This window comes from Paenibacillus humicus NBRC 102415, assembly GCF_004000905.1.
Taxonomy (GTDB): Bacteria; Bacillota; Bacilli; order Paenibacillales; family Paenibacillaceae; genus Paenibacillus_O; species Paenibacillus_O humicus.
Genome location: NZ_BIMD01000002.1, coordinates 159401 through 172053, shown reverse-complemented (window position 1 = coordinate 172053; position 12653 = coordinate 159401). Strand labels below are relative to the sequence as shown.

The following is a 12653-nucleotide window of genomic DNA, read 5'->3' as shown; positions in this document are numbered from 1 at the left end:
CACCAAAGTAGTGTACCATATCCTAGGCGCTCATACAATAGCTATGTCGAAGCTCGTCCATCCTGACCGCCCTTGGCGCGCGGAGAGAGCCCGACGTACCGTTGCCCGCTCCCGCCGCAGCTGCCGCAGATCTCATGGAACTTGGGCCCGATGCTCTTGCGCGTTTTCTTGCGGGTAATCTCGAGCAGGCCGAGCCGGGTCCAGCCGTGAACCTGGCATTTGCTCCGGTCGTCCCGCGAGGCGTCCTCGAGCTGATGGCGCACCTTCTCCCGATGGATGCCGTCTTCCATATCGATGAAATCCACGATGATGATGCCGCCCACGTCGCGCAGCCGGAGCAGGCGGGCGATCTCGCGGGCCGCCTCCATGTTCGTGCGGAACACCGTATCCTCCAAGCCGCTTGTTCCGGTGAACTTGCCCGTGTTGACATCGATGACCGTAAGCGCCTCGGTCTGCTCCCAGACGAGGTAGCCGCCGCTCGGCAGCCAGATCCGCGTCTGGAAGGCCGCGCTCAGCTGCTCGGCGATTCCATGCTGCTCGAAGAGGGTCTTGCCGCCCTGCCTGTCCGCCAGGTGAAGCCGCGCCTCGCTGCCCGGCGCCAGCTCCCGGACCAGTCCCAGCGCCTCCTCGTACCGGGACCGATCGTCGAAGTACACCTCGGTGCCCGGCGTGAAGACGTCGCGGAACGTCCGCCTCATCAAGGCCGCCTCGCGAAGGACCGGCTGGGGCGGCTTGAGCCCTTTGGCCTTCTTCACCACCGCTTCCCAGCTTTCCCTGAGCTGCATCAGGTCATGGCGCAGCGAATGCAGGCTCTCGCCGGCCGCCACGGTCCGCATGATGATGCCCTCGCTGCCTCTGCGCAGCTCCTCGCCGACGCCTCGGAGCCTGCTGCGCTCGCTCTCGGCTCCGATCTTCTTGGATACGCCGACATAATCCGCGCCCGGCATGTAGACAAGCCATCTTCCCGGCAAGGAAAACTGGGTCGTTACCCGCGCTCCTTTGCCGCCGATCGGCTCCTTGATGACCTGCACGAGCAGCTCCTGGCCGACACGGACCAGGTCCGCGATGGCCGGCTTGTCCTTGCCGTGATCGGCTGCAGGATGGAGCAGCTCGTCGATATACAGAAACGCGTTTTTGGCCAGGCCGATATCGACGAATGCCGCCTGCATGCCAGGCAGCACGTTGACGACGCGACCTTTGTACATATTGCCGACCAAACCGCCTTCCGATGCATCCTCCATGAAAAACTCCATGACGCGCCCGCCCTGAAGCACCGCCGTCTGCAGCAGCGCACCGTTCGCCTGAATCAGCATTGTTCTCATGATATGACGGTGACACCTGCCCCCCGCGGTCTTTGCAAGACCGTTCGATTTGCCTCTTATTCTACCTCAAAAGGTCGGAAACTGCACGGTCTCCCGTCAAATATCCTTCGATGATCCTCTGCTCCGGCAGCACCTTGACGATCCGGCCCCGCTCTTCCATCACGTAGACGAGATGATAATGGTCCCGCAGGAACAGCCTCGCCGTCGTCCAGACCGGATGCCGCTGCGTCACGACAATCGGCCTCGCCCGGACGCCTTCCCGAATCCGCCTTCTCGCCCCGCGATCCCTGTTCACGAGAAAACGCAGGAATAGAAACGGAATGTGCTTCCGGTAGGTCCAGTTGGTCGCCAGCAGAAACAGCCCTACCGCCAGCAGATTGGCCTGGATGCCGCTGCTCCGGTGAAGCTGCGGCAGCAGCGCGTAGCCGATCATGACGAGGCTGAACGCCATTCCGGTCCATGCGGTCAGCCTCAGCGTCGAATAAAAGGTAAAGCGAAGCCCGCAGGCGATCCGGAGCAGCCTGCCGCCGTCCAGCGGATAGATCGGCAGCAGATTGAAGGCGAGCAGGAGCAGGTTCGCGCGCAGCAGATAGTCCGCCCAGCCCGCGTCCATCCATCCAAGCGAGCCCAGCCCCCAGGCCGCTGCCGCCATCCATACATTCTGGAGCGGTCCTGCCAGCGCGATGACCGCCTCCTCGCGCGCCGGCGCTCCCGGCTTCTCCTCGAGCTCGGCTACGCCTCCGAACGGCAGCAGCTTGATCTCCCTGATCGTCCATCCGTACCCATAGGCTGCCGCCGCGTGTCCCAGCTCATGGACGAAAACGAGCGTGAAAAGGGTAAGGAGCTCGGCAAGATAGCCTGTCATCACCGACAGCAGCATCAGCACCGCGAACAAGGGATGAAGGCTCCACCTCACTCCCCGGATGTTAATCAAGCGGAACCACTTCCGCCGGGTCGACGTAGCGGTCGTTGTCCTTCACCGCAAAATAGAGCAGGGGCAAGCTTCCGTCCGCTGCCGCGGATCCCATCTTGCCGATCACCTGTCCGGCCGTCACCCAATCGTTCACCTGCACGCCTGCCTCGCCCAGCTGGCCGTAATAGGTCGTACGGCCGTCGGCATGCTGGATGACGATCGTCGGTCCCTTGGCGTCGTCGGCCGAGACGACCTGGACCCGTCCCTGCTCGGCCGCCCTTACCGCTCCTCCGGCCTGCCCCGCCATCTCCACGCCGCCCAGCGACTCGGCGAACGTCTTCACGACGGCGCCGCCTTCAAGCGGCGATACCGTTTCGGGCTTGACCGTCCCTCCTACGCTTGCCGTCTGCTCCCCGTCACGGATGCCGAAGCCGGGAATGAAGGACGGCGCTCCTGCGAATACCTGGTTGTACCAGCCCGCTATCCGCGTGAAATCCATCTGCTCGGTCAGCGCTTCGGTCACCAGCGCCTGCCCTTGCCTCGCGGCTCCGCCGCTGAGCTGGAACAGCCCCCATACCGCCCCGAACAAGGCGACGGAGAGCAGCAGCTTCACCTGGAGCTCCTGGCGGAAGCCGCTGGTCCCGCCGCCTCCTTGGCGGCTTCCGCCGGAACCGGAGCGGCGCCCGGATGAAGGCGTCCTCCCTTCCTGCTTGCGGAAAGGAGCCGAAAGGCTGCCGCTCGCCTCCTCCAGCCGCTGCCACGGGTTGGCGCTGCGCTTCCATTCCAGCTCGGGATCCTTCTCGGAAGGGAGCGGCCAGGCTTCCTGCCACAGCTCGTCCGGCTCGGCGTCAAACGCTTCCGGCGGCGGAGCATACACGCGGGTGCCGTACGGTCCTGCGCCGCCTGCGCCTCCGTTGTTTTGGGCGGATGGGCCGGAGCCGAACGCCCCTTGCTTTCGAGGCGAGCCGGACGAGGCGCGCCCAGCCTCGGTATCCTTTTCATACCGAGAGGGAGCCGGACGCATCCCCGCGCCGGGACCGCTCTCCGTCAACTCCCGGATCCTTTCCTGGCGGCGCTCGCGGTTGCCCGTCCCGATCGCCTCCGCTTCCTCATGCCTGCGGCCGCCGTTCAAGCGGCGCCGGGTCGAATAATCGGCATCGAACCGTCCCTTGTTTCCCGCATCCATCCTTGTCCCGCTCCCTTCGGAATCTCCGCCGCCGGATAAGATGACGGAGGCTTGTTCCTTATCCTTATGAGCGGGCTTATCCAAGTATGCGGACGGTGCGGGACGGACTTGGCGACCCCCTGGCTGCAGCAGGATCAGGCACAAGGCGAGCGGGCAAAATAAAAAGAGCCTCCCGTCTGCGGAAGACTCTAGTGCTGGTTTGATTGTCCCGTACGGCTCAACTTGTGGCGGCTCCCTTCGGAAAGGAGAGGTGCCCAAGAATGCTTTCCAATCGATCACGGCTTTGTACGCATTCGGCCGTTTTTTCCCGGCCAAACAAGCATGTCATCGAGAAAAAGAAAAAGAATGCCGGCCAGAAGCTCAGCAGCTCCTTCTCCGACATTCTCAAGGGAATCTCTATGCAAGATTTGCGAGTTTTTCTTTTTTCGGCTACTCGAGCTGATATTTCTCCTGATGCGCCCGAACGCTGAAAACAATGCCGATGCTGAGCATATTCAGCATCAGAGACGTACCGCCGTAGCTGACGAACGGCAGCGTGATGCCGGTGATCGGCATGATGCCGATCATCATGCCTACGTTCTGGAACACCTGGAACACGTACATGCACACAATCCCGATGATGATGAACGAGCCCTTCAGGTCCAGGCACTGGAAGGCGATGATGATCATCCGGTAGATAAGCAGGAAGTACAGGAGCAGCAGCACGGCCGAGCCCTGGAAGCCGAACTCCTCGCCGATGACGACAAAGATGGAATCCGAATACGTATATGGAACTGCGCCGCGATTTTTGGAATCGCCCTGAAGGAAGCCGTCTCCCGTCAAGCCTCCGCTGCCGACGGCGATCTTGGCGTTGCGCGCCTGGTAAGCCTCGTCCTTGTCCGCATTGGTCGGATCGACGAAGGTGTTGATCCGCTCATACCAGTGCTTGACGCCATGCTTCTCCGCGTAGTCCTTGATTTCGGCATTGAAGGAAGTGAACAGCGTCACGAACAGAAGAGCGCCGCCGATGACGGATACAAGCCCGATCAGGACATGCGAGTACTTTACGTTGCCGATCCACAGCATGCCGAGCAGGATGACCAGATAAATGACGGCATTGCCGAGATCGGGCTGGACGACGACAAGCATGAAGGGCAGCCCGACCAACACCGCGATCGGCAGGAGATCCTGCGTAAACAGCAGCTTGTCACCCTGCCTTCGTCCCAGCATGTAGGCCACGACGATGATCATGATGATCTTGAACGCCTCGGCCGGCTGGAAGCTGAATCCGCCCGGCAGCTTGAACCACCCGGTCGCGCCGTTCACCTTGGAGCCGAGGAAGAAGACGGCGACGAGCAGCGCGATGCCGACGGCGTAAAAATAATACCAGAACTTGAGAATAATGCGGTAGTCCACCAAGGTGACGAAAGTCACCAGAATGTAGCCCGCGACATAAAACTGCAGCATCTTCTTATAGTAGCCGGCATACTTCGGATCCCCGTCGCCGACGCTGTAGAGCAGCACCGCGCTGACCACCATGAAGCACACTAGCAGCGTCAGGATGCCGACATCCATTTTTTTGAGTCTATTGAGCACTTACGTTCATCCCATTCCCAGAAACTTCACGAGCCTGCGCAGCCTACCCGGCCTCTCTTCCAGCTGCATCAGCGGAACCATGTCCCCCAGTATGCGCCTGGCGATGTTGCGGTAAGCGATCGCAGCCCGCGAGCTCGGATCCATGACGGTCGGTTCGCCGGAGTTGGCAGCCTTGATGACTCTCTCATCGTCCGGAACGATGCCGAGCAGGTCGACGGCCAGCACCTGGCAAATCTCGTCGATGTCCAGCATTTCCCCGCTCTTGACCATCGCGGGGCGGATGCGGTTGACGACCAGCTTGGCCGGAACCTTGGAGCCCTCCAGCAGGCCGATCACCCGGTCGGCGTCCCTCACGGCGGCATTCTCGGGGGTCGTGACGACGATCGCCCGGTCGGCGCCGGCTACCGCGTTGCGGAAGCCCTGCTCGATGCCGGCCGGACAGTCGATGATGACATAATCGTACTCCCGCTTCAGCTCCAGGACGATGTCCTTGACCTGCTCCGGCGTGACGTCGGACTTGTCCTTCGTCTGGGCGGCGGGCAGCATGTACAGCTCCTCGAACCGCTTGTCCTTGACGAGCGCCTGCTGCAGGCGGCAGCGCCCTTCCGCAACGTCCACGAGATCGTAGATGATCCGGTTCTCAAGCCCCATGACGACGTCCAGATTGCGCAGGCCGATATCGGTATCGACCATGGCCACTTTTTTGCCCAGCAGAGCAAGGGCGGTGCCCAGATTGGCCGATGTCGTCGTCTTGCCGACTCCGCCTTTGCCCGATGTGATGACGATTGCTTCTCCCATGCCTTTACACCCCTTTGAACAGCATCGTCTCCTTGCGCATCCGCGCGAGCTGGTTCATCTTGTCGATCTGCATCCGCCCGTCCTCCAGGTAGGCATACTCCATGGAGGCGTCTCCCGACATCCATTCCTCGGGAGGACGGCTGATGACATCCGCAATGCGCAGCTGCGTCGGCCGCAGCAGCGACGCGGCGATAATGGCTTCTTCACGGCCCTCGCAGCCCGCATGGGCCATTCCGCGAAGAGCGCCGAGCACATATATATCCCCGGTGCAGCGGACCGTGCCGCCGGGGTTCACGTCGCCGAGCAGCAGCAGGCTTCCATCATGCTCCACTGTCTGCCCGGAACGGATCATTCCCGTCATAAGCTTGAACGCCTGCTTTCCGGCCTCATCGCCTTCTTCGGCGGCAGCTTCGGATTCAATCGACTGGACAAGCAGGTTCCCCTTCTGGCGGATCAAGGAACGGATTCTCTCCTTGTCTTCCTCCTCCAGGCTGCGCGCGCCCAGCCTCACATGCACATGCACCAGCGGCCCGGAAAGCAGCTGCTGGTGGGATTTTTCCAGCTTGAACTGGAGCTCTTCCATCAATTCCGAAAGCTCGCATTGATCGTCAAAGAGGAAGATGAGACCGTCCTTGACTCCCTTAATCGTAATACGCTGTTTGTCGGTCACATCCGTCCCTCCTTGACGTACTCAATTCGGCTTGCGGAAGGCGGTTTCCTGCTTCCTTCATGCATGGCTTCATTCAGGCTCTTTCTTGCTGTACCGGTTCATGGCCAAGTTCTGGAACCATCTCCGCAGCGGGATATACACCGCCAGTGCGAATGCCAGCTGAAGGAACAGGCTGGGAAGAATATGGTCGACCAGCGCCCAGGACAGGGACTCCTGCGTGAACTGGAACACCTTGTAGACATAATAAAGGGCAAGTTCATATAAGAGCGTGCCGAACGCGACGACGACAAGCGCCATCATCATCGTGCTGCGGCGCCTCTCGAGCAGCAGCCCGAACAGGTAGCCGATGAGAGCCATCGCATAGGCATGCAGGCCGAGCAGATGCCCGCGGAAGACGACATCCTGCAGCAGCCCGAAGCCCGCTCCGAGCAGCAGAGCGGAGTGCCGGCTGTGGTACATGGCCGCGAAGAGCACGACGGCAAGCGTGAAATGAGGAACGATTCGCCCGGCGAACTCGCCCGGAATGATCCACGGCACGATCGTCGACTGCACGACGAAGGCCAGGAAGGTCAAGCCTACGATGCCTTGCATCCTCATTGGATCGCCTCGGGCTTCTGGACGACAAGCACCTCGTTCAGATGATCGAAATCAGCAGCCAGCTTGATGCTGGCCGTCTTGGTCAGGCCGAAGTCGCTGTCCTGAATGGACTCTACGGTCCCGATGACCAGCCCCTCCGGATAGACATTGTTCAGTCCGGAGGTCAGGATCGTATCGCCCTTCGTCATCGGGTCGTCCGCCGCGATCTTCGTCATCTGGAGCATCTGCGTCTCCTTGTTGTAGCTGCTGACGATGCCGAACGACTGCTTCTGCTTGCCGAGCGCCGTCGCCGATATTCCCGGCGCCTGGTCGTTCAGTTCAAGCAGCGGCATGATCGTGGAGGTGACCTCGGACACTTTGCTGATGATGCCGACCATGCCCTCGTCGGTTATGACGGCCATCTTTTCCTTGATCCCGTTCTTGGAGCCGAGGTTGATCGTCAGCGTCTGGTTGTATGGATCCGGACTGACCGCGATGACCTGGGCGAACAGGAATTTGTAATCGTTGATCTTCTTCTGGGCTTCGGTGAAGTGCAGCAGCTCCTGCAAGCTCTGGTTCGTCTGCTCCATCGCATTGAATTTCACCTTGTCCCTCGTATAGGCGGCTACTGTCATGCGCAGCTGCTCATTCTCTTCATGCATGGCGCGCAAGTTTCCGATATCCTGGAAGAAGCCCGCCATATAGCCAGCGGGCTTGTAGAACCATTGCTGCACGAATCCGGTCGTATCCCGAAGGAACTTCTCCGGCGCGGTCAGCCCCGAGCGGTTGCTGATCGACACGCCGATGACCGCGATGAAAAGAATGAAGCTGATCATGAGAACGAAGAGCCGCCTGTTCCGCAAATGCTTAAACAAACCGTTCACCCGCCCGTCTCATTCATCCGCTCCTCCTGCGACTTAGCGCTTGGACCTGGAGCCGCCTCTGTTTTTGAATAAATGCAAGTTGTCGAGCGAGCGGCCCGTGCCGATCGCTACGCAGTCAAGGGGATTCTCGGCTACGATGACCGGCATGCCGGTCTCGCGGGAGAGCAGCTTGTCCAGGTTGCGCAGCAGCGCTCCGCCGCCGGTAAGCACGATGCCGCGGTCCATGATGTCCGCAGACAGCTCCGGCGGGCATTTCTCGAGCGTGATCTTCACGGCGTCGATAATAGCCGCGATCGTATCCGCGAGAGCTTCCGTAATCTCGTCCGAAGTGATCGACAGCGTCTTGGGCAGCCCCGTCACGAGGTCGCGGCCGCGGATTTCCATCGTCTCCGACTGCTCCAGCGCCATCGCCGTGCCGATCTCCATCTTCAGCTGCTCGGCCGTGCGCTCGCCGATCATCAGATTGTACAGCCGCTTGATGTACTGGATGACGGCCTCATCCATCTCGTCTCCGGCGATGCGGACCGAACGGCTCGTCACGATGCCTCCGAGCGAAATGACCGCGACTTCCGTCGTGCCGCCGCCGATATCGACGACCATGCTGCCGGTCGGCTCCCATACGGGCAGGTCGGCTCCGATCGCCGCCGCGAACGGCTCCTCGATCGTGAACGCCTCGCGCGCTCCTGCTTGCTTGGCCGCGTCTTCGACGGCGCGCTTCTCGACGGATGTAATTCCCGAAGGCACGCATATCATGACGTTTGGATGGCGCGGGAACAGGGCGCGCTGCTTCTGCGCCTGGCGAATGAAATATTTGATCATAGTGGCTGTCGTCTCAAAATCCGCGATGACGCCATCCTTCATCGGACGGACAGCGCGGATGTTGCCGGGCGTGCGGCCGATCATTTTCTTGGCATGCTCGCCGACAGCTTCAATCGTTTTTGTATCCGTACGCAGGGCCACCACAGACGGCTCCCTGACAGCGATTCCTTTTCCTTTGACATACACGAGCGTATTGGCGGTACCCAGGTCAATCCCTAAATCCTTAGAGCCTCCGAACATGGTCAAACTCCCTTCTGAAATGCGGCAATCCTATTCATTATATTACAAGAGGCCTTGTTCCTTCAAACTAATGAAGACTCCATCGCCGATGACAATATGATCCAGCACGTCGATTCCGACCAGTTCTCCCGCCTCTGCCAGCCTGCGCGTCAGCGCCGCATCCTCGGTGCTCGGGGTCGGATCTCCGCTCGGATGGTTGTGGGCGCAGACGATCGAAGCCGCGCCATGCCGTATCGCCTCGCGGAATACTTCCCGCGGATGGACAAGCGATGCATTCAGCGTTCCTACCGATATGGTCTCGCGCGCGACGATATGATTTTTGGTGTTGAGAAACAGGCAGACGAAATGCTCCACCTTATGATAGCGAAGGTCTTCCATCAGGTAATCCGCCGCGTCCTGCGGCCTCCGCACGACGACGGCCTCTCCGCGGCGGCTCTGGGAAAGCCGCCTGCCGAGCTCGATGCCGGCCCGGATCTGCAGCGCCTTGGCCGGACCGATGCCCTTGATCCGCGTCAGCTCCGTCGTCCCCATGTCCACCAGTCCGCGCAGGCTGCCGCTCTGGGCCAGAATACGCGAGGCCAGATGCACCGCCGTCTCCGACGCCGTTCCCGTCCGCAGAAGGATCGCCAGCAGCTCGGCATGGCTGAGCGCTTCCGCTCCGTACTTGATCATGCGCTCTCTCGGACGTTCTTCGCTTGGAAGCTCGCGCAGGCTTAATCCTTTTGATGGAACCGACATTGGACCCGACCGCCTTCAAGCCCCCGTCCTGGCGCAGCGCGCAGGCACGGGAGCAGCAGAATTAAATGACGTGTATGCCGAATTCGGCCAGCATGTCCGCAAGCAGCGGCAGCGGCAAGCCGACGACATTGGTATAACAGCCTTCGATCTTCTCCACCAGCACGCCGCCCACGCCTTGAATGCCGTAGGAGCCCGCCTTGTAGTGCTCAATGGTTCTTTTAATGGCTTAGTATACCCATTTACTGGCGTTGGCGAAGTGGACTGTCCAGAATTTTCATTTATAGCCACTGTCGACATGAACGATTTGGTGACTGCCCCCGCTTTGTAAGTTACAGTGGCTTTGTTACCTCTACCGTTACCATCAGGATCATCACCATTGTCAAGTTGAAGTAACTGCTCGATATTTGCCTTTAAATATATTGTTGGTGATTTATCTGCGCTGACGGTTATTTTGTCAACCAACAATTCTAAGTCTTTCCTATCTAGACTTTCTTTTGCAATTATAGCATCAAAGACACTTAGTGCGGTTTTTGCCCCTTCTTGAAACAAAGTTGTCTGTTCCTTAATTGAAGTTATTTCTTTAATTTGACGGTTGACTTCAACAATTTGTTGCTCAAGGTCAGCCTCCACTAAAGCGTAGGTTTTTTCCTTGATATCTGCGGTTGCAGGGTTCAAAGCCATTTCCTTAATTTTCTGCCTGACAGTGATCTTTAATTCATCTGATAGCTGACTATGCTGTGCCTTTAGCCTTGCCATTGAAGTTTCAAACTTATTTGTCTTTTCGGCTTTTTTAACACTTTCTTGCACCTTACTATTGAATTGTTGTATTGCCATACTTAAGTTCTCACGTATTAATACTAAGTGGGCTTTTATAGCAAGCATTAAGGTTCTGTCAAGGATATAATGTGTAGTGCAAGCTATTCCCCCAACTCTTCTATATGTCCCACAAATATACGACTTGTGTTTACCCTCTTTATTAAGAGCAACCATTCCCTTCCCACAATCTTCACAAACCAAAAATCCGGAAAAGACATTGAGATGCCTATAACCAGTGCCTCTAAAATTGCTCTCAAGTCTTTTTTCAGCAATGGCTTGAGCCAAGTCAAAATCAGCTTTACTGATAATTGGTTCATGGTTATTTTCAAATACATGATGCTGTCCCAAATCTGTCTTAAGTATTTTGCCATTGATTCCGTTTAGCTTGTACTTCCCCTGTCTCAATACCCCAATATAGAAATCATTCCGGATGATTCGCTGAACCATTCTCTGAACCCAAACATCTGTCACATCTTTTTTGTAAGCTTTCCCCACGGATGCCCTATCCCGTTGGATAATCATTGAAGGTGTTGGTATCTTGTTTGACGTTAAATAGATACATATTTTCCTGTATCCATCACCTTGCAAATACATCTGAAATATCTTTCTAATAATTGGAGCTGTTTCATCGTCAATAATAATCTCTTTACGATTGAGTGGGTTCCTCTTATAACCGTAAGGGACAGGTGCCAGATAATTGCCATCTTTCATCCTGGATTTAATACCGTCTTTTACTTTTCGACTTATATCCTTAACATACAACTCATTATACCACGATTTGATACCGAGCATCGAATCATCATCAACGAATGAGTCATAATTATCACCCAGTAGGACTATTCGCACTCCTTTACTTTTCATTTCCTGAAGGAAAAGTAATGTTAACGGATTGTTCCTTCCGATCCGAGATAAATCTTTAACTACAAGAACTACCTGCTTTCCAGTTTCAACAGCACTATCAATATCCTTTATAAGTCGATTGTAATCAGGTCTGTCGAATGTATAGCCGCTGACATTATCATCTTCATAGATTGCCTCGTCGGTAATTGTACTATTGAACTTTTCCTTGATATGAGACTTAATCATTTTCTTCTGCCCGATTATTGAAGTATAGTTTGACTTGTCCTCGTCCCGGCTTAAACGTGTGTAACCAAGATATACGGTATTAGATGTTAACTCATTTTTCTCGCTGATTTTGACAATCATTTATACGCACCTCATTCATATTTTTATACTTTCTAAAACTGTACATAAATTAGTTCGACTACTAGATTCCACTCACCCAAAATTTAGTAGTTGTTATCTTAACTCTGCTTAACCAGTCGAATCAACACTGTTTATTAGTGCATTGTCAAGGATTAGATTCTCCAAAGCCAAATTAAGATCGTCCTTTCCTGAGATAAATGTTACAACCTTAAATTTGCTGGATTTTGCAAATGCCTTCAATTCTACAAATTCGTCTGAATCTTTTTGTTGTTCAAGCATCCAAACAAAGATCAATTTGTTCTCTTTATCAACCTTGGCTTTCAAACTTCTTGTAACAGGCATGCGATTCACAACCCCTCAAGATATTTGGAGCGGTAACTCCATGCCTGCTTGTTAAGGACTCTTGAAAAATATCAGTAACACGAACTCAACTCCATACAGGTAAAGATCAATTAGAGTCAAAATAAAAAAAAGCACCTACTTCCTGACTAAAACAGTCAGAGAAATAAGTGCTCAGTAATTGAAAATTCTACATTCTGGATCTTTGATGTTTAAGTCCGCAAACAAGCTGCATATGTTTCGGTGTTAACCCCATCTCGTAAAGTTTTTGTATTTTCCTAACCACTAACCTCGCTCCACTCCTATTAAAATCACATATGCATGTTTTAGGACCAGTTGTAAACGGGTTTGAATACCACAATTTAAAGTAAACCAACTCCTTATCGAAAAATGGATGTGTCTTAAGCATCATTAGATCCTCCTGGGTTTTGTAACCCGTCATAACTGTATAACCAATTTTCTTTAGTGTTTCAATATCTTTCATAATCGCTGCAGACATTACATATTCCTCCTAGATTGATAATTTTTATTTCACAACAAAAGAAACTTTGCTCAGTAAAACGAAAACTGA

The 12653-nt window shown here is 55.7% G+C and carries 12 protein-coding genes and 2 pseudogenes; all 14 read right to left on the bottom strand.

Going from position 1 to position 12653, the window contains the following annotated elements:
* Nucleotides 1-41: 41 nt before the first annotated feature.
* Nucleotides 42-1322 (bottom strand): Rne/Rng family ribonuclease, encoded by a 1281-nt coding sequence (locus PHU01S_RS02670; RefSeq protein ID WP_049867830.1) that lies wholly within the window; start codon nt 1320-1322, stop codon nt 42-44.
* A 61-nt stretch (nt 1323-1383) separates the two neighbouring features.
* Nucleotides 1384-2256: a M50 family metallopeptidase gene (locus PHU01S_RS02665; RefSeq protein ID WP_048744773.1), complete on the bottom strand. Its 873-nt coding sequence runs from the start codon at nt 2254-2256 to the stop codon at nt 1384-1386.
* Nucleotides 2249-3421: a M23 family metallopeptidase gene (locus PHU01S_RS02660; protein ID WP_127505997.1), complete on the bottom strand. Its 1173-nt coding sequence runs from the start codon at nt 3419-3421 to the stop codon at nt 2249-2251. Before PHU01S_RS02660 ends, PHU01S_RS02665 begins: the two co-directional genes overlap by 8 nt.
* Nucleotides 3422-3850: 429 nt before the next feature.
* Entirely contained in the window at nt 3851-4996 is a 1146-nt protein-coding gene (locus PHU01S_RS02655) for an FtsW/RodA/SpoVE family cell cycle protein (protein WP_021880686.1), read from the bottom strand.
* A 6-nt stretch (nt 4997-5002) separates the two neighbouring features.
* A complete protein-coding gene (gene minD, locus PHU01S_RS02650) occupies nt 5003-5794 on the bottom strand; it encodes a septum site-determining protein MinD (protein ID WP_021880685.1) in 792 nt (263 codons plus the stop codon).
* Nucleotides 5795-5798: 4 nt separating this feature from the next.
* Entirely contained in the window at nt 5799-6464 is a 666-nt protein-coding gene (locus tag PHU01S_RS02645; RefSeq protein ID WP_246029124.1) for a septum site-determining protein MinC, read from the bottom strand.
* 69 nt (nt 6465-6533) lie between these two features.
* On the bottom strand, nt 6534-7061 hold the full coding sequence (gene mreD / locus PHU01S_RS02640; protein WP_127505995.1) for a rod shape-determining protein MreD: 528 nt from the start codon (nt 7059-7061) through the stop codon (nt 6534-6536).
* Nucleotides 7058-7876 (bottom strand): rod shape-determining protein MreC, encoded by an 819-nt coding sequence (gene mreC, locus PHU01S_RS02635; RefSeq protein WP_048744794.1) that lies wholly within the window; start codon nt 7874-7876, stop codon nt 7058-7060. The genes mreD and mreC overlap by 4 nt, the downstream gene beginning before the upstream one ends.
* Before the next feature lie 81 nt (nt 7877-7957).
* Nucleotides 7958-8983 carry a rod shape-determining protein gene (locus PHU01S_RS02630; protein WP_048744776.1) on the bottom strand — a complete coding sequence of 342 codons (1026 nt, stop codon included), beginning with the start codon at nt 8981-8983 and terminating at the stop codon, nt 7958-7960.
* Between the two features lie 42 nt (nt 8984-9025).
* A complete protein-coding gene (radC, locus tag PHU01S_RS02625; RefSeq protein WP_021880680.1) occupies nt 9026-9721 on the bottom strand; it encodes a RadC family protein in 696 nt (231 codons plus the stop codon).
* A 61-nt stretch (nt 9722-9782) separates the two neighbouring features.
* Nucleotides 9783-9920 (bottom strand): annotated as a pseudogene (locus tag PHU01S_RS26555) (Maf family protein); the annotation flags it as partial.
* A 671-nt stretch (nt 9921-10591) separates the two neighbouring features.
* Nucleotides 10592-11743, bottom strand: a pseudogene (locus PHU01S_RS26550) (recombinase family protein); the annotation flags it as partial.
* A 108-nt stretch (nt 11744-11851) separates the two neighbouring features.
* On the bottom strand, nt 11852-12085 hold the full coding sequence (locus PHU01S_RS02615; protein ID WP_127505990.1) for a hypothetical protein: 234 nt from the start codon (nt 12083-12085) through the stop codon (nt 11852-11854).
* Between the two features lie 187 nt (nt 12086-12272).
* Complete coding sequence (locus PHU01S_RS02610; protein WP_127505988.1) at nt 12273-12581, bottom strand: hypothetical protein; 309 nt, start codon at nt 12579-12581, stop codon at nt 12273-12275.
* Between the last annotated feature and the right edge of the window lie 72 nt (nt 12582-12653).